Below are 17,171 nucleotides of genomic sequence, written 5' to 3' on the forward strand. Positions count from 1 at the left end.
CTTTTTACAAGCTGGGCGCACACGGCGCCAGTAGAGGAAAGCTTCATGGAAGCACTGCACAAGAAAATTCGCGAAGAAGGCATCGTGCTTTCCGACCAGGTTCTGAAAGTCGACGCCTTTCTGAACCACCAGATCGACCCGGCCCTGATGAAGCTGATCGGCGACGAATTCGCCTCGCTGTTCAAGGATTCGGGCATCACCAAGATTGTCACGATCGAAGCCTCAGGCATTGCCCCGGCAATCATGACCGGCCTGAACCTCGGCGTACCGGTGATTTTCGCCCGTAAGCATCAGTCCCTGACCCTGACTGAAAACCTGCTGTCGGCGACTGTCTACTCGTTCACCAAGCAAACCGAAAGCACCGTGGCGATCTCCCCACGCCACCTGACCAGCAGCGACCGCGTGCTGATCATCGACGACTTCCTGGCCAACGGTAAGGCGTCGCAAGCGCTGATCTCGATCATCAAACAGGCCGGCGCGACCGTGGCCGGTCTGGGCATCGTGATCGAGAAGTCGTTCCAGGGTGGCCGCGCGGAACTGGATGCCCAGGGTTATCGGGTTGAATCGTTGGCGCGTGTTCAGTCGCTGAAGGATGGCGTTGTAACCTTCATCGAATAAACCGCCACACCGCAAAAACCAATGTGGGAGCGGGCTTGCTCGCGAATACGGTGTATCAGTCGACACCATCTGTGACTGATACTCCGTATTCGCGAGCAAGCCCGCTCCCACATTTCTCTGTTCGCCGCTACTGAGCAGTGGCTTTGAGGCCGGTGAGCAGTAACCGCTGGAACAAATCCTCCTTCAACCCTTCCGGTTTCGTCAGCTGCATCCGCTCCAGATGCACGGGAAACTCCGAAGGTTCTGGCGCATCCAGCGCCGCCTTGCCCAGTTCCAGAATTTCCGTGAGCTTGAACTTGCTCTTCAACCAGTTCAGCGCCCGCAATAAGTCCCGCTCCTCAGCTGTGAAATCGCAGCCCAGTGGATACTCCGGAAACAGATTCGAATGCCGTGCCTGAACGGCCTGTAAACGCTGTGGGCTGTTGTCGGCAAAACGCGGATCGAGACGGAAATGCTTCGGCAATTTGCCAACGTTCTGCGCCTGTTCGATCAGCCCCGGCTGGAAGCGTGAGTCGCTGATGTTCAGCAACGCCTCGATCACCGCCGCGTCGGTCTTGCCCCGCAGATCGGCGATGCCGTACTCCGTGACAACGATGTCCCGCAGATGCCGCGGGATCGTGCAGTGGCCGTATTCCCAAACGATGTTCGAACTGACTTCACCACCCGACTCACGCCAACTGCGCAGAAGCAGAATTGAGCGCGCCCCTTCCAGTGCATGACCCTGGGCCACGAAGTTGTATTGCCCGCCAACGCCGCTCAGCACCCGCCCGTCTTCAAGTTGATCAGCCACGCCGGCGCCGAGCAGGGTCATGGTGAACACGGTGTTGATGAAGCGCGCATCAAGGCGCTGCAAGCGTTTGAGCTCTTCCTGGCCGTAGAGCTCATTGATGTAACTGATACGGGTCATGTTGAATTCGAGCCGCTTGCTCTGCGGCAACTCGCGCAAGCGCTCGTAGAAACTGCGTGGCCCGAGGAAAAAACCGCCATGTACCGAGATGCCATCGGTTTGCGCCGCCTCATTCAGCGTCCCGGCGTTCGCCTGCTGCTGGGTCGGCACGTCCGGGTAGACTTTGCGCCGCACGATCCCGGCATCCGCCAGTACCAGCAAGCCGTTGACGAACATTTCGCTGCAACCGTAAAGGCCTTTGGCGAACGGTTCGACGCCCCCTTCGCGCTCGATCAGCTGCGCCCACTGGCTGAGATTCAAATCTGCCAGCAACGCCTTGTAACCGTCACTGTCAGCCTGCCGCGCCAGCAACGCCGCTGTGAGGGCATCGCCCATGGCGCCGATGCCGATCTGCAAGGTGCCGCCATCGCGCACCAGCGTGCTGGCGTGCAGCCCGATGAAGTGATCCTGGCAACCCACCGGCATGTTCGGTGTGGAGAACAATGTGGTGTTGTCCTTGGCGTCGATCAGCAGGTCAAAGGTGTCGATGCCGACTTCCGCGTCACCGGGCATGTACGGCAAGTCGTTGTGCACCTGGCCCACCATCAGGATCGTCTCCCCCGCCGCCCGGCGCTTGGCGATCATCGGCAACAGGTCGAGGGTGATGTCCGGGTTGCAGCTCAGGCTCAGGCGATCGGGATGTTCGCTGTGGCTGGCGACCAGTTGCGCCACCAGATTCAATCCGGCGGCATTGATGTCCCGCGCGGCGTGGCTGTAATTGCTGCTGACGTAGTCCTGCTGGGCCGGTGCGCTGTTCAGCAGGCTGCCCGGTTGCATGAAGAACTGATGAATGTGGATGTTGCCTGGCAGGCTGTCGCGATGCAGGTCGGCGAGGAAATCCAGTTCCGGGTAATCGCCGAATACCCGCTCGATGAAGGGTTCGAGAAAGCGCTTTTGCAAGCCATCGCCCAAGGGCGGGCGGCCGAGGCACAGGGCGGTGTAGACCGTCAGCTGCCGCTCGGGCAGTTGCGCGACCCGTTGATACAGCGCATTGACGAAGTGGTTGGGTTTGCCCAGCCCCAGCGGCAGGCCCATGTGGATATGCGCCGGCAATCGTGCCAGGACGTCATCGACCGCCTGCTCGATAGAACACAACTGCACCATCTGATCCTCCCGCCCGTTCCATGAATTGGGGCTGGACCGAGCTTGCCGGGTCTTTGCTGCAAAGAATAGCCTCAGGGGGAAATCGCAGGTACAAAAAAGCCGCTCGCAAGCGGCTTTTCGTTGAAGACAGGCTTATTTCAGGCCAGACATCTTCTGGATGGCACCTTCAAGGTCTTTCAGTTCGCAGTCACTGCAGGTGCCTTTTGGCGGCATCGCATTGAGCCCGTTCAACGCTACCTTCGCCAAGCCAGCAGCGGTGCCGCCTTCTTTATCGGCGCGCTTTTTCCAGTCTGCGGCATCACCGATTTTGGGGGCGCCCAACAGGCCGGTGCCATGACAAGCATTGCAGTGTTTGGCAATAATTTCGTCGGGAGTTTTCGCTGCACCGCCGCCAACCGAAGCAGCGACTTCCATCCCCTTGCATTCTTTACCCTGCACACAAACCTGGCCGACTGGTTCAAGACGTTTAGCGATATCGTCGTTGGTCGCAGCTTGTGCGCTGACTGCCCAAAGGGCCAATACGGTTGCTGGTGCGGCCAGCATTTTCATAATTAGGTTCACGCGTACACCCTCAATGGTGGCTAGTCACGCCTACGGCCACGGTTCGCAGGCGGGCGCAAGTATAGCGGTAAGCCCGCCACACTGAAACAACCCCAAAGTCGAAGGGGTCTTATCACCAGGCGGGGATACAGCATGGGCGTCTGCGCAATCCGGGCACGACGCCTCTTCTCTTAGAAATTCGCTGGAGTGGCTGCGCTGATTAGTCGCGCCGGGGCATCGAACGGATTCCGGAAACGGTGCGGCTTGGTACTCTCAAAGTAGTAGCTGTCGCCGGCTTCGAGCACAAATGTTTCGAGCCCGACCACCAGTTCCAACCGACCTTCCACCAGAATCCCGGTTTCTTCGCCCTCATGGGTAAGCATCTCCTCACCGGTGTCGGCACCTGGCGGGTAGATTTCGTTGAGGAACGCGATAGCCCGGCTCGGGTGAGCCCGGCCGACGAGCTTCATGGTCACTGCGCCATCGGAAATATCGATCAGCTCGTGGGCCTTGTAGACGATCTGAGTCGGCTTTTCCTGCAGGATTTCTTCGGAAAAGAACTCGACCATGGACATGGGAATCCCGCCCAGGACTTTCCTCAGCGAACTGATCGAGGGGCTGACGCTATTCTTCTCGATCATCGAAATGGTGCTGTTGGTAACACCCGCACGTTTGGCGAGCTCACGCTGGGAAAGACCTTTGAGCTTACGGATCGATTGCAGTCGTTCACCGACGTCCAATGCTGGAGCCTCCAGGGATTCAGGTTGCAGGGATATTGAGCGTTATCATGGCGACAGCGTTCAGTATTTACAACACTTGGGCCTGAATCCTGTTTGGTGAAGCGACTTTCGGTCGGGAAGGCTGTTTGTCAGGCCCCGGAATAGAGCAGCGGCACCCGGCGCAGGTTGCAGAAGATCTGGTAAGGAATCGTGCCCGCGGCGGCGGCGACGTCACTGGCGAGGATATTTTTGCCCCACAACTCGACGGGTGAACCTAGGCCGGCTTGAGGCACGTCGGTCAGGTCGACGCACAGCATGTCCATCGATACCCGGCCCAGTAACTGGCTACGCTGCCCGGCCACCAGCACCGGTGTGCCGCTCGGGGCCTGGCGCGGATAGCCGTCGGCATACCCCATCGCCACCACACCCACACGCATCGGCTTGGGGGTGACGAATTTCGCGCCGTAGCCAATCGGCTCGCCGGCCGGCAGTTCACGCACGCAAATCACTTTCGATTCCAGGGTCATCACCGGTTGCAGGCGGGACGCCACGGCATTGGCCTCTTCGAATGGCGTCGCGCCATAGAGCATGATGCCGGGGCGCACCCAATCGCTCGGAATCTGCGGCCAACCGAGCACCGCCGGCGAGTTCCGCAGACTGATTTCGGCCGACAACCCCTGACGCGCCGCCTCGAACACCGCAACCTGCTCGGCGCTGGCCTGGCAGTGCAGCTCATCGGCGCGGGCGAAGTGACTCATCAGCACGATCTTCGCCACTTTGCCGCTGGCCAGCAGCCGTTGATAGGCCGCCTGGTAATCCGCCGGGTGCAGGCCAACCCGATGCATGCCCGAGTCAAGCTTGAGCCAGACCGTGATCGGTTTGCTCAGCGCGGCTTTTTCAATGGCTTCGAGCTGCCACAGCGAGTGCACCACGCACCAGAAGTCGTGTTCGACGATCAGCGCCAACTCATCGGCTTCGAAAAAACCTTCCAGCAACAACACCGGCGCACGAATGCCGGCGGCGCGCAGCTCCAGGGCTTCCTCAATGCAGGCCACGGCAAACCCGTCCGCCTCGGCTTCCAGCGCCTGGGCGCAACGCACGGCGCCATGGCCATAGGCATCGGCCTTGATCACCGCGAGCGCACGGGCACCCGTGACTTCACGAGCGATCCGGTAGTTGTGACGCAGGGCTTGAAGGTCGATCAGGGCACGGGCAGGACGCATGGCAGCAGACTTCTAGTCGGTCATTGGAAAAAAACCGGCGCTGGCTGATAGCGTCAACCACCAACAGCACCGGGAGAGGGATCTTTGTAACTTGATTTATGGCAGCGCGGCGACAACCGACAGCTCGACCAGGATTTGCGGCTCGCACAGCTTCGATTCGACCGTGGCACGGGCCGGTGCAACGCCTTTGGGCAGCCACTGGTCCCACACCGAGTTCATGCCCGCGAAGTGCGCATCGATGTCTTTCAGATAAATCGTCACCGATAGCAGACGGTTTTTGTCGGTCCCGGCCAAATCCAGCAAACGCTCGATGTTGGCGAGAGTTTCACGGGTCTGTTGTTCAATCCCGGCGTTCATGTCGTCGCCGACCTGCCCTGCCAGATACACCGTGCCGTTATGGACAACGATCTGGCTCATGCGCTCATTGGTGAGCTGGCGCTGGATTGACATGTTTTGCAGACTCCTGAAGTTTGTTGCCGTAACGGGAAATATCGAGGCCTTCGGCGCTGATCTGTGGCGTTCTTTTCGCCATCAAGTCCGCCAGCAAGCGACCGGAACCACAAGCCATGGTCCAGCCAAGTGTGCCGTGGCCCGTGTTCAAGAACAGGTTTTTGAACGGCGTGGCACCAACAATCGGCGTGCCGTCCGGGGTGGTCGGACGCAGACCGGTCCAGAAACTCGCCTCGGCCAGATTGCCGCCCTGAGGATAAAGGTCGTTGACGATCATCTCCAGGGTTTCGCGTCGGCGCGGGTTCAACGACAGGTCAAAACCGGCGATTTCCGCCATGCCACCGACGCGGATGCGGTTGTCGAAACGGGTGATCGCGACCTTGTAGGTCTCGTCGAGAATGGTCGACGTCGGAGCCATCGCCGGGTTGGTGATCGGCACAGTCAGCGAGTAACCCTTGAGCGGATACACCGGCGCCCTGATGCCCAGCGGCTTGAGCAATTGCGGCGAGTAGCTACCCAGCGCCAGGACATAACGGTCGGCGGTTTCCAGCTTGCCGTCGATCCAAACACCATTGATGCGATCACCGGCGAAGTCGAGGCGCTGGATGTCCTGGCCGAAACGGAATTCCACACCCAGTTTCACAGCCATTTCGGCCAGGCGGGTGGTGAATATCTGGCAGTCGCCGGTCTGGTCGTTCGGCAGTCGCAAGGCACCGGCGAGGATGTCGGTGACGCTGGCCAGGGCCGGTTCGACCCGGGCAATGCCGGCGCGATCAAGCAGTTCAAACGGCACGCCGGACTCTTTCAGCACGGCGATGTCCTTGGCGGCCCCATCAAGTTGCGCCTGGGTGCGGAACAGCTGGGTAGTACCGAGGCTGCGGCCTTCGTAGGCAATACCGGTTTCGGCGCGCAATTCGTCGAGACAGTCGCGGCTGTACTCGGACAGGCGCACCATGCGCTCTTTGTTCACCGCGTAGCGGCTGGCCGTGCAGTTGCGCAGCATCTGCGCCATCCACAGGTATTGGTCGATATTGGCGGTGGCCTTGATTGCCAATGGCGCGTGACGCTGCAACAGCCACTTGATGGCTTTGAGCGGTACGCCTGGCGCAGCCCACGGCGAGGCATAACCCGGCGAAACCTGCCCGGCGTTGGCGAAGCTGGTTTCCATGGCCGGCGCTGGCTGACGGTCCACGACCGTCACTTCAAAACCGGCTCGTGCCAGATAATAGGCACTGGCGGTACCGATAACGCCGCTACCCAAGACCAGAACGCGCATTTTCATATCCCTCATCGCGGCTTACCGCTGACGTTTATTGTGCAGACCGAAGATGTGGGCAGTTTAAAAAAGATTAGGCAGTGCTTTTCACTATATAAGTGCCTATATTTGGCGACAATTCTCGGCAAAAACCCTTTTCACGGAGGCGCATCCCCTATGCGAACCAACACTCAAACCAAACGTGAGCTGGACAAGATCGACCGTAACATCCTGCGGATCCTGCAAGCGGACGGGCGCATCTCCTTTACCGAACTGGGGGAAAAGGTCGGCCTCTCCACCACCCCCTGCACTGAACGGGTACGGCGCCTGGAGCGCGAAGGGATCATCATGGGCTACAACGCCCGGCTGAATCCGCAGCACCTCAAGGGTAGTCTGTTGGTGTTCGTCGAGATCAGCCTCGACTACAAATCCGGCGATACTTTCGAAGAGTTCCGACGCGCGGTACTGAAACTGCCCCACGTGCTGGAATGCCATTTGGTGTCAGGTGACTTCGATTATCTGGTGAAAGCGCGGATTTCCGAAATGGCCTCGTACCGCAAACTGCTGGGCGACATCCTGCTCAAGTTGCCGCATGTGCGCGAATCCAAGAGCTATATCGTGATGGAGGAAGTGAAAGAGAGCTTGAGTCTGCCGATTCCGGATTGAGCCCTACACCAACACCTGCCGGGTACTGGCCATGTATTCGTGGATCTGCTTCTCGACCCGGGGGTGAATCAGCTCCACCGGCCGCCGCCCATTGGGGCAAGGCAACGTCTTGGTAGTACCGAACAGACGGCAGATCAGCGGTCGTTCGTCATATACCGTGCAGCCGTTGGGGCCCAGATGGACACAATTGAGCTCATCCATCGCCGCGTCCTGCTCGGCCCGGGTCTTGCGCGGCAGGCGGGACATTTCTTCGGGCGAGGTGGTCACCGGCCCACAGCAGTCATGGCAGCCGGGCACGCACTCGAAGGTGGGAATCTGCTGGCGCAGCGTGCGGATTTTCTGACTGTTGCAGCTCATCGAAGCGGTGACCGAATGCGGAATAGACCGGGATTCTGACGCAAAAACCTCAATCCAGACAGCGCCAACCGACCGATGTTGCTCGCGCCTGAAACGGCGGCTTATGCTCCGTCAACTTTTTTAAACACACGCATCAGGATGACGTCCATGAACGCCCCCGTTCAGCAACCGGCCCCAGACCACCGGCACGTAGCCTCTTACTATGCCGCCAGCAGCCTGCCGCAGCCCGACCTTCCGGCGCTCACAGGTGAATGGGTTGCGGACGTGTGCGTGGTGGGCGGCGGGTTCTCCGGGTTGAATACCGCGCTCGAACTGGCCGAACGTGGCTTGCGCGTGGTGTTGCTGGAAGCGCACAAGATCGGTTGGGGTGCCAGCGGACGCAATGGCGGGCAATTGATTCGTGGCGTCGGCCATGGCCTCGATCAGTTCGCCAATGTGATCGGTACAGACGGCGTACGCCAGATGAAACTGATGGGGCTGGAAGCGGTGGAAATCGTCCGACAGCGGATCGAGCGTTTTCAGATTCCTTGCGACCTGACCTGGGGTTACTGTGACCTCGCCAACAAAGCCCACGACCTGGAAGGCTTCGCCGAAGACGCCATCGAGCTGCACAGCCTTGGCTATCGTTACGAAACCCGTCTGCTGCAAGCCAACGAAATGCACAGTGTGGTGGGCTCCGATCGCTACGTCGGCGGCATGATCGACATGGGCTCCGGGCATCTGCACCCACTGAATCTGGCACTGGGCGAAGCGGCCGCCGCCCGGCAATTGGGCGCCAAACTGTTCGAGCAATCGGCCGTAACCCGCATCGACTATGGCCCCGAGATCAAGGTCCACACCGCCCTGGGCTCGGTCCGCGCCAAGACTCTGGTGCTGGGGTGCAACGCCTACCTCAACGATCTCAACCCGCAACTTGGCGGCCAGGTGCTGCCCGCCGGCAGTTACATCATCGCCACCGAACAACTGAGTGAAGAGCAGGCTCACGCACTGTTGCCGCAGAACATGGCGGTCTGCGATCAACGGGTAGCGCTGGATTATTACCGTCTCTCGGCGGACCGACGCTTGCTGTTCGGCGGCGCCTGCCATTATTCAGGACATGATCCGAAAGACATCGCCGCGTATATGCGGCCGAAGATGCTGCGGGTGTTCCCGCAATTGGCCGGGGTGAAAATCGATTATCAGTGGGGTGGAATGATCGGCATCGGTGCCAATCGCCTGCCACAGATCGGCCGACTCAAGGACCAGCCTAATGTGTATTACGCCCAGGCCTATTCCGGTCACGGCGTAAATGCCACACACCTGGCGGGCAAATTATTGGCTGAGGCCATCAGCGGGCAGCACAGTGGCGGGTTCGATCTGTTTGCCAAGGTGCCGCATATCACCTTTCCGGGTGGCAAACATTTGCGTTCGCCGCTGCTCGCGCTGGGGATGCTTTGGCATCGTCTTAAAGAGTTGATCTGATCGGTTTGCTGCATTCTTGCGGGCCTCATCGCGGGCAAGCCCGGTCCCACAATGGTCGCTGGCGTTCACAAAAATTGTGTTTACCGCTAATCCCTGTGGGAGCGGGCTTGCCCGCGATGAGGCCCGCAAGAACGCCATAGATTTCAGATCCGCCAGAAAGGCTTGAGCCCCTCCTCCCGCGCCTGCTCCCAACTCAACCCGACATCTTTGAGTTGCTCCGGCGTCAGTTCCAGCAACGTCTTGCGTGTGTGCAGACGATGCCAGAACAGACCCCAGCGACCCAGGCAGGACGGGGCGTTGCGCATGACCGCCTCGCGCGCACCGTTCTTTTGCCCTGCCGCCAGTTCCTGACTGCGTAACGTCAGCCGCACATCGCTCAAGCCGTTCATTTTCGTCGCTCCTGTTTACTTGGGTAGCCAGAGCTTTCATGATGCGCGGACGGCAAAAAGCATTACAGATCCAACAGGGCTCTATTAATTCCATACAGTTTTTCTGTTTCTGTCTCTGAATCGCTTATTTTTGCCCAATCTGTATTGGTTAACCGAATCACCTTTACCGAGACTGCGCTATGACCCTTTACGTCAACCTCGCCGAGTTGCTCGGCACACGTATCGAACAGGGCTTCTATCGCCCCGGTGACCGGCTACCGTCGGTGCGGGCGCTGAGTGTCGAGCACGGGGTCAGCCTGAGCACGGTGCAGCAGGCCTATCGCGTGCTGGAAGACGTGGGGCTGGCGATGCCCAAACCCAAATCCGGCTACTTCGTACCGGTGAGTCGCGAATTGCCGGAGCTGCCAGTGGTTGGCCGCCCCGCCCAACGACCGGTGGATATTTCGCAGTGGGATCAGGTGCTGGAACTGATTCGCGCCGTGCCGCGCAAGGATGTCGTGCAACTGGGCCGCGGCATGCCGGACATCACCTCGCCGACCATGAAACCGCTGCTGCGCAACCTGGCGCGAATCAGCCGCCAGCAGGACATGCGAGGCCTGTATTACGACAACATCTGCGGCACCCTCGAACTGCGCGAACAAATCGCCCGCCTGATGCTCGATTCCGGCTGTCAGTTGAGCGCCAACGATCTGGTGATCACCACCGGTTGCCACGAAGCGCTGTCCACCAGCATCCGCGCCATCTGCGAGTCCGGCGACATTGTGGCGGTGGATTCGCCGAGCTTTCACGGCGCCATGCAGACGCTCAAGGGTCTGGGCATGAAAGCCCTGGAAATCCCCACCGACCCGCTCACCGGCATCAGCCTCGATGCGTTGGAGTTGGCGTTGGAACAATGGCCGATCAAAGCCATACAGTTGACCCCCAACTGCAACAACCCGCTGGGCTATATCATGCCGGAGTCGCGAAAGCGTGCGCTGCTGACACTCGCCCAGCGTTTCGACGTGGCGATTATCGAGGACGATGTGTATGGCGAACTGGCCTACACCTACCCACGCCCGCGCACGATCAAGTCCTTTGACGAAGACGGCCGCGTCCTGCTCTGCAGTTCCTTTTCCAAGACTCTGGCACCGGGCCTGCGCATTGGCTGGGTCGCACCGGGCCGTTATCTGGAACGGGTACTGCACATGAAATACATCAGCACCGGCTCAACCGCGCCGCAACCACAGATTGCGATTGCCGATTTTCTCAAGGCCGGGCACTTCGAACCACATTTACGGCGGATGCGTATGCAATACCAGCGCAATCGCGACGCGATGATCGATTGGGTCACCCGCTATTTCCCCGCCGGTACCCGCGCCAGCCGTCCGCAAGGCAGCTTCATGCTGTGGGTCGAACTGCCGGAGGGCTTCGACACCCTGAAACTCAATCGTGCCCTGCATGATCAAGGTGTGCAGATTGCCGTCGGCAGCATCTTTTCCGCCTCGGGCAAATACCGCAACTGCCTGCGGATGAACTACGCTGCCAAAACGACCCCGCAGATTGAAGAAGCCGTGCGCAAGGTCGGCGCGACAGCAATCAAACTGCTGGCGGAAACCGACTGACCTTTCTTCGGGATACGGCGTCCATATGCTATCCGCCACCATCCGGAATACGCGCCGTGAGAATCAGACAGCCCCTGCTTGCTCTTCTGTTACTCGCCTCACTTCTGGGTGGCTGTACGACACTCAACATCCCTCGCGAACCAAGCCAGGCCCTGCCGGCGGCCGACTCTGCTTTCGGCCGTTCGATCCAGGCCCAGGCCGCTCCCCACCAGGGTCAGTCGGGCTTCCGCTTACTATCCGATAGCACCGAGGCCTTCACCGCCCGCGCCGAGCTGATTCGAAATGCCCAAAGCAGCCTCGACTTGCAGTACTACATCGTCCATGACGGCATCAGCACACGGATACTGATAAGCGAACTGCTCAAGGCCGCCGACCGCGGCGTACGGGTGCGGATTCTTCTCGACGACACCACCAGCGATGGCCTGGACCAGATCATCGCAACCCTCGCTGTCCATCCGAAGATTCAGATCCGCGTCTTCAACCCGCTGCACCTGGGCCGCAGCACCGTCGTGACGCGCACCATGGGCCGGCTGTTCAACCTGTCGCAGCAACATCGCCGCATGCACAACAAACTGTGGGTGGCGGACAATAGCGTGGCAATCGTTGGCGGGCGCAATCTGGGGGACGAGTACTTCGATGCCGAGCCCAACCGTAATTTCACCGACATCGACATGCTCAGCGTCGGCCCGGTTGCCCAGCAGCTGGGGCATAGCTTCGACGAGTATTGGAACAGCGCTCTGAGCAAGCCGATCGAGCAGTTTCTCTCGATCAGGCCGACACTCAAGGACCTGGAAAATACCCGGACGCGACTGGACGAATCCCTGGAGGAAACGCGCAAACAGAATCACACGCTCTACCAACAGTTGATGACCTATACCACTCATCCTCGCCTGGAGACCTGGCGCCAGGAGCTGATCTGGGCCTGGAACCAGGCGCTGTGGGACGCACCAACCAAGGTGCTGGCCGACGGCGAGCCGGCTCCGTACTTGCAGCTGTCCACCCAGTTGGCACCCGAGCTCAATGGAGTCAGCAAGGAGTTGATCATGGTCTCGCCCTACATCGTACCCGCCCAACCGGGCCTGGTGTACCTGACCGGTCGCGCCGATGCCGGCGTGTCGATAAGTTTGCTGACCAATTCACTGGAAGCTACCGATGTGCCGGCCACGCACGGTGGTTACGCACCTTATCGCAAAGCCTTGCTGGAGCATGGCGTGCAGCTGTTCGAATTACGCCGCCAGCCCGGCGACATTGGAGGCAGCGGCAGCGGACCGAGCCTGTTTCACAGCGGGAGCAGCTCCTCCCGTAGCTCCGACTCCAGCCTGCACAGCAAGGCGATGGTATTCGACCGACAGAAAGCCTTCATCGGCTCGTTCAATTTCGACCCGCGCTCGGTACTGTGGAACACCGAAGTCGGAGTACTGGTGGACAACCCACAGCTCGCCGGACGGGTGCGTGAATTGGCGCTGGAGGGTATGGCGCCCCCTCTCAGCTATCAGGTCCGACTGGAAAAGGGCCAGATGGTCTGGGCCACTGAAGATGATGACAAGCCGCACACACTGACCAAAGAACCGGGAAGTTGGTGGCAGCATTTCAATTCATGGCTCAGCAGCATGGTCGGCCTGGAGCGGATGCTGTAGCTTGAATTACCTGGAGCTATGCTGGCTGCACCGTGCCAAACGCCCCTTGCCGCGACACCAGAATCACCAGCCCCAACGCGCCCGCCGCCATCAGCAACGGCAAGGCATGCCCGCTGATCCACTGGCTGCCGGCACCGGCCGCCAAGGGTCCGATCAGACAACCGATACCCCACAACTGCGCGATATGGGCATTGGCCCGCACCAGCGCATCGTCGCGATAACGCTCGCCGATCAAGATCAGTGACAAGGTGAACAAACCACCGGCGCTGGCGCCGAACAACACCCACAGCGGCCAGATCAACAGCGTATCGATCAGCAATGGAATTGCCAGGCTCGACAGCAGCAAGAGCATCGCGCAGCCGGTAAACAATGTACGCCGCGACAAGCGATCAGCCAGTGCGCCAATCGGCAATTGCAGCAAGGCATCCCCCACCACCACCGTGCTGACCATCGCCAGGGCGATCTCCGTGGTGAAACCCTGACGCAGGCAGTAGACCGGCAGCAAGGTCAGAATCATCGCTTCGAACGCGGCAAACAGCGACACCGCCCAGGCAATTGCCGGCAGGCCACGGCAGAAGTTCAGCAAGTCGCTGAGGGTCACACTGCAGGCTTCACTGGTAGGTGCGCCGCTACGACCCAGCAGCAGGAACGGTGACGTCATCAGCAAACCGACGCCCACCCAGAAACCGTAATCGTGCTCGGTGCCCAACGCACCCAACAGTAGCGGCCCGGCCAGCTGACTCAGCGCATAACTGCTGCCATACAGAGCCACCAGTCGCCCGCGCCATTGCTCGACCACCAGTTGGTTGATCCAGCTTTCACCGAGGATGAAGACGAGGGTCAGGATTACCCCGATCATCAACCGCAGCACCAGCCAGATCGGGTAGCTCGGCCACAACGCCAGCAAACCGATGGACACCGCCCCGCCCCACAGGCACAGGCGCATCAGATTGGCCGTGCCGAGACGGGCCGCGAGATGGCTGGAGATCTTTGCCCCCAGCAGTACGCCAATGGCCGGCATCGCCGCCATCACGCCGATCGCGAACGAACCGTACCCCCAACCTTCCAGACGCAGCGACACCAACGGCATGCTGACACCCAGAGCCAGGCCGACACTCAAGACAGACGCCAACACGGCGAAATAAGTCGCCCAACGCATGTTCCACACTCCTGTGGATTGTTATTTTTTACAGACGACACAAAACAATGTGGGAGCGGGCTTGCTCGCGAAGAGGCCATCACATCCAACCTCAATGTTGGCTGTTACACCGCCTTCGCGAGCAAGCCCGCTCCCACAGGGGATCTGTGTCGTTCACACAGGCTTACAACTTGATCCAGGTCGCCTTCAGCTCGGTGTATTTGTCGAACGCATGCAGCGATTTGTCACGACCGTTGCCGGACTGTTTGAAGCCACCGAACGGCGCAGTCATATCACCGCCATCGTACTGATTGACCCACACGCTACCAGCGCGCAATGCCTTGGCGGTGAGGTGGGCTTTGGAGATGTCCGTGGTCCATACCGCAGCCGCAAGGCCGTAAGGGGTGTCGTTGGCAATCGCAACGGCTTCTTCGGCTGTGTCGAAGGTGATCACCGACAACACCGGGCCAAAGATTTCTTCCTGGGCAATTTTCATCGCGTTGCTGACACCGTCGAAAATCGTCGGCTCAACGTAGGTGCCTCCGGTTTCCTGAAGAATTCGCTTGCCGCCAGCCACCAGTTTGGCGCCATCAGTGTGACCGGATTCGATGTAGGACAGCACGGTGTTCATCTGCTGGGTATCCACCAGTGCACCGACATTGGTCGCAGGATCCAGCGGGTTGCCCGGCTTCCAGGCCTTGAGGGCCTCGATCACCAGCGGCAGGAATTTATCCTTGATCGAACGCTCGACCAGCAGTCGCGAACCGGCGGTGCAGACCTCACCCTGGTTGAAGGCAATGGCGCTGGCAGCCGATTCGGCGGCGGCTTGCAGGTCTGGCGCATCGGCGAACACGATGTTCGGGCTCTTGCCACCGGCTTCGAGCCAGACGCGCTTCATGTTCGATTCGCCGGAATAGATCAACAATTGCTTGGCGATCTTGGTCGAACCGGTAAACACCAGGGTGTCGACATCATTGTGCAAGGCCAGGGCCTTGCCGACGGTATGACCGTAACCCGGCAGCACGTTCAGCACACCTTTCGGGATGCCGGCTTCAACTGCCAGCGCTGCAATACGAATAGCCGTCAGTGGCGATTTTTCGGAAGGCTTGAGGATTACCGAGTTACCGGTGGACAACGCCGGGCCGAGCTTCCAGCAGGCCATCATCAACGGGAAGTTCCACGGCACGATCGCACCGACCACGCCGACCGGCTCGCGAGTTACCAGCCCCAGCTGATCGTGTGGGGTGGCGGCGACTTCGTCGTAGATCTTGTCGATGGCCTCACCGCTCCAGCTAAGGGCTTGTGCCGCACCGGGAACGTCGATGTACAGGGAATCGCTGATTGGCTTGCCCATGTCCAGGGTTTCAAGCAGGGCCAGCTCTTCGGCGTGCTGTTTCAGCAGGCCGGCAAAACGAATCATGGTGGCTTTGCGCTTGGTCGGCGCCAGACGCGACCAGGCACCGGAATTGAAAGTGGCGCGGGCGTTTTCCACGGCACGCTGGGCGTCGGCGGCGTCACAGCTGGCAATCTTGCCCAGCAGGCGGCCATCGACCGGGCTGATGCACTCGAACGTTTCACCGGAGACTGCATCGGTGTATTCGCCATTGATGTAGGCACGGCCTTCGATCTTCAGATCGCGAGCCCGTTGTTCCCAGTCGGCACGAGTCAGGGTGGTCATACGAGTGTCCTCCTCTTATTGAATACGAGCGCCCACGCGCTTCGCGGGTGCTGTCAGGAATTCTGCCCGGCCAGCCTGCTTTTTGGCTCAAGGCAACCGTTACCCTAAACCAGCGGCAGGTGAAGTTTCAATATATTTGACATAAGGCCGGTAAACGGCCTTGCGATGTTCATTTTAATAAACATAGACTTCCGACTCGCGCCGCAATCACGGGGGAATACCAGCATGAGCATTCAGGATATCGTCGATTTCAGTCAGGCCACCACCCAGCCCGATCGCTATCGGCCAGACCCGGCCAAAGTCCTCAAGGGCGACCCTGAACAAGCGGTGTACAACCACTACAACAGCCCATGCGGCCAGATGAGCGCAGGCGTTTGGGAAGGCGAAGTCGGCCAGTGGCGGGTGAACTACACCGAACACGAGTACTGCGAAATCGTTCAGGGGGTTTCAGTGCTGCGCGATGACGACGGCGCCGCCAAGACCCTGCGCGTGGGCGATCGCTTCGTGATTCCGGCCGGTTTCAAAGGCACCTGGGAAGTGCTGGAACCGTGCCGCAAAATTTATGTGGTGTTTGAACAGAAGACCTGAAGATTTGTGCTGCCCCGGCCGGCCCCTTCGCGAGCAAGCCCGCTCCCACATGGGTTCTGCGTCGTTCACAAATCCCATGTGGGAGCGAGCTTGCTCGCGAAGAGGCCGGTCCAGGCAATACAAAATCTATAGGCAACAAAAAAGGCCCGTATCTCGCGATACGGGCCTTTTTCGTAAGGAGGAAAAATCAATTACTTGATTTTGCCTTCTTTGTAGATCACGTGCTTACGAACAACCGGATCAAATTTCTTGATCTCGATTTTGTCCGGAGTAGTGCGCTTGTTCTTGTCGGTAGTGTAGAAGTGACCAGTACCGGCGCTCGAAATCAAACGAATCAATTCACGCATGATTAGCTCCCTTAGATCTTGCCGGCTTTGCGGATTTCGGCCAGCACGGCAGTGATGCCACGCTTGTCGATGATACGCATGCCTTTGGCAGATACGCGCAGACGCACGAAACGTTTCTCTTCTTCAACCCAGAAGCGGTGATGCTGCAGGTTCGGCAGGAAACGACGACGGGTTTTGTTGTTTGCGTGGGAAATGTTATTCCCAGTCACCGGACCCTTACCGGTAACTTGACAGACTCTCGACATGCCTCAGCCCTCTAAAACCACATGCCCAACCCGGCATGGGTTGGCCGCTTAATCTCTCAGTCATTTGGCGCCAGGCGCCGCGTTTCTTTAAGGGTCTTACCGGCTACACCTACGAACGAAGGAACCGGGCCCCTAGAAAAGAGCGCTGCTTTATACCAGAAAGACCAGAGAGCAACAACAACCGGTGTGCATTGAGTTGATAAAAACCC

18 protein-coding genes are annotated in these 17,171 nt (G+C 59.5%); 6 read left to right on the forward strand and 12 right to left on the reverse strand.

The window, feature by feature from the left end:
* The first annotated feature begins 45 nt into the window (after nt 1-45).
* Nucleotides 46-618 carry a xanthine phosphoribosyltransferase gene (locus tag PSH64_RS29255; RefSeq protein WP_018927509.1) on the forward strand — a complete coding sequence of 191 codons (573 nt, stop codon included), beginning with the start codon at nt 46-48 and terminating at the stop codon, nt 616-618.
* Between the two features lie 127 nt (nt 619-745).
* Here the strand turns inward: PSH64_RS29255 and PSH64_RS29260 are convergent, their stop codons facing one another.
* From PSH64_RS29260 to dadA, 6 genes are all read right to left on the reverse strand, one after another.
* Nucleotides 746-2,668 (reverse strand): acetyl-CoA hydrolase/transferase C-terminal domain-containing protein, encoded by a 1,923-nt coding sequence (locus PSH64_RS29260; RefSeq protein ID WP_305479374.1) that lies wholly within the window; start codon nt 2,666-2,668, stop codon nt 746-748.
* A gap of 132 nt (nt 2,669-2,800) precedes the next feature.
* Complete coding sequence (locus PSH64_RS29265; protein ID WP_105342257.1) at nt 2,801-3,229, reverse strand: cytochrome c5 family protein; 429 nt, start codon at nt 3,227-3,229, stop codon at nt 2,801-2,803.
* A gap of 170 nt (nt 3,230-3,399) precedes the next feature.
* The gene (locus PSH64_RS29270) at nt 3,400-3,948 is read right to left on the reverse strand and encodes a cupin domain-containing protein (RefSeq protein ID WP_018927504.1); all 549 of its coding nucleotides are present in this window, start codon (nt 3,946-3,948) and stop codon (nt 3,400-3,402) included.
* 128 nt (nt 3,949-4,076) lie between these two features.
* Nucleotides 4,077-5,150 carry an alanine racemase gene (alr, locus tag PSH64_RS29275; protein ID WP_105342260.1) on the reverse strand — a complete coding sequence of 358 codons (1,074 nt, stop codon included), beginning with the start codon at nt 5,148-5,150 and terminating at the stop codon, nt 4,077-4,079.
* Nucleotides 5,151-5,246: 96 nt separating this feature from the next.
* Nucleotides 5,247-5,600, reverse strand: a complete 354-nt coding sequence (locus PSH64_RS29280; RefSeq protein ID WP_305479375.1) for a RidA family protein — start codon at nt 5,598-5,600, stop codon at nt 5,247-5,249.
* Nucleotides 5,572-6,876 (reverse strand): D-amino acid dehydrogenase, encoded by a 1,305-nt coding sequence (dadA, locus tag PSH64_RS29285; protein ID WP_105342774.1) that lies wholly within the window; start codon nt 6,874-6,876, stop codon nt 5,572-5,574. Before dadA ends, PSH64_RS29280 begins: the two co-directional genes overlap by 29 nt.
* A 156-nt stretch (nt 6,877-7,032) precedes the next feature.
* Here dadA and PSH64_RS29290 point away from each other — a divergent pair, with 156 nt between their 5' ends.
* Nucleotides 7,033-7,521 carry an Lrp/AsnC ligand binding domain-containing protein gene (locus PSH64_RS29290; RefSeq protein WP_003177284.1) on the forward strand — a complete coding sequence of 163 codons (489 nt, stop codon included), beginning with the start codon at nt 7,033-7,035 and terminating at the stop codon, nt 7,519-7,521.
* Between the two features lie 3 nt (nt 7,522-7,524).
* Here PSH64_RS29290 and PSH64_RS29295 read toward each other — a convergent pair whose 3' ends face one another.
* Nucleotides 7,525-7,878, reverse strand: a complete 354-nt coding sequence (locus tag PSH64_RS29295) for a YkgJ family cysteine cluster protein (protein WP_007934627.1) — start codon at nt 7,876-7,878, stop codon at nt 7,525-7,527.
* Nucleotides 7,879-8,025: 147 nt separating this feature from the next.
* Here PSH64_RS29295 and PSH64_RS29300 point away from each other — a divergent pair, with 147 nt between their 5' ends.
* The gene (locus PSH64_RS29300; protein ID WP_105342264.1) at nt 8,026-9,339 is read left to right on the forward strand and encodes an FAD-binding oxidoreductase; all 1,314 of its coding nucleotides are present in this window, start codon (nt 8,026-8,028) and stop codon (nt 9,337-9,339) included.
* 143 nt (nt 9,340-9,482) lie between these two features.
* Here the strand turns inward: PSH64_RS29300 and PSH64_RS29305 are convergent, their stop codons facing one another.
* Nucleotides 9,483-9,728: a DUF1127 domain-containing protein gene (locus PSH64_RS29305; protein WP_105342266.1), complete on the reverse strand. Its 246-nt coding sequence runs from the start codon at nt 9,726-9,728 to the stop codon at nt 9,483-9,485.
* 179 nt (nt 9,729-9,907) lie between these two features.
* Between PSH64_RS29305 and PSH64_RS29310 the strand changes: the two genes are divergently transcribed.
* On the forward strand, nt 9,908-11,329 hold the full coding sequence (locus PSH64_RS29310; protein ID WP_105342268.1) for a PLP-dependent aminotransferase family protein: 1,422 nt from the start codon (nt 9,908-9,910) through the stop codon (nt 11,327-11,329).
* A gap of 56 nt (nt 11,330-11,385) precedes the next feature.
* On the forward strand, nt 11,386-12,966 hold the full coding sequence (locus PSH64_RS29315; protein ID WP_305479376.1) for a phospholipase D family protein: 1,581 nt from the start codon (nt 11,386-11,388) through the stop codon (nt 12,964-12,966).
* 16 nt (nt 12,967-12,982) lie between these two features.
* Here the strand turns inward: PSH64_RS29315 and PSH64_RS29320 are convergent, their stop codons facing one another.
* Nucleotides 12,983-14,125 carry an MFS transporter gene (locus PSH64_RS29320; protein WP_105342271.1) on the reverse strand — a complete coding sequence of 381 codons (1,143 nt, stop codon included), beginning with the start codon at nt 14,123-14,125 and terminating at the stop codon, nt 12,983-12,985.
* Between the two features lie 163 nt (nt 14,126-14,288).
* Entirely contained in the window at nt 14,289-15,782 is a 1,494-nt protein-coding gene (locus PSH64_RS29325) for an aldehyde dehydrogenase (RefSeq protein WP_105342273.1), read from the reverse strand.
* A gap of 225 nt (nt 15,783-16,007) precedes the next feature.
* On the opposite strand from PSH64_RS29325, the gene PSH64_RS29330 reads away from it, so the two are divergent.
* A complete protein-coding gene (locus PSH64_RS29330; protein ID WP_105342275.1) occupies nt 16,008-16,370 on the forward strand; it encodes a cupin domain-containing protein in 363 nt (120 codons plus the stop codon).
* Nucleotides 16,371-16,561: 191 nt separating this feature from the next.
* On the opposite strand, the gene rpmG is transcribed toward PSH64_RS29330, so the two are convergent.
* Nucleotides 16,562-16,717, reverse strand: coding sequence for a 50S ribosomal protein L33 (gene rpmG, locus PSH64_RS29335; protein ID WP_007894709.1), 156 nt, complete (start codon nt 16,715-16,717; stop codon nt 16,562-16,564).
* A gap of 11 nt (nt 16,718-16,728) precedes the next feature.
* Nucleotides 16,729-16,962: a 50S ribosomal protein L28 gene (gene rpmB, locus PSH64_RS29340; RefSeq protein ID WP_034147715.1), complete on the reverse strand. Its 234-nt coding sequence runs from the start codon at nt 16,960-16,962 to the stop codon at nt 16,729-16,731.
* Nucleotides 16,963-17,171: the final 209 nt, after the last annotated feature.

The organism is Pseudomonas sp. FP1742 (genome assembly GCF_030687145.1).
Classification (GTDB): domain Bacteria; phylum Pseudomonadota; class Gammaproteobacteria; order Pseudomonadales; family Pseudomonadaceae; genus Aquipseudomonas; species Aquipseudomonas frederiksbergensis_D.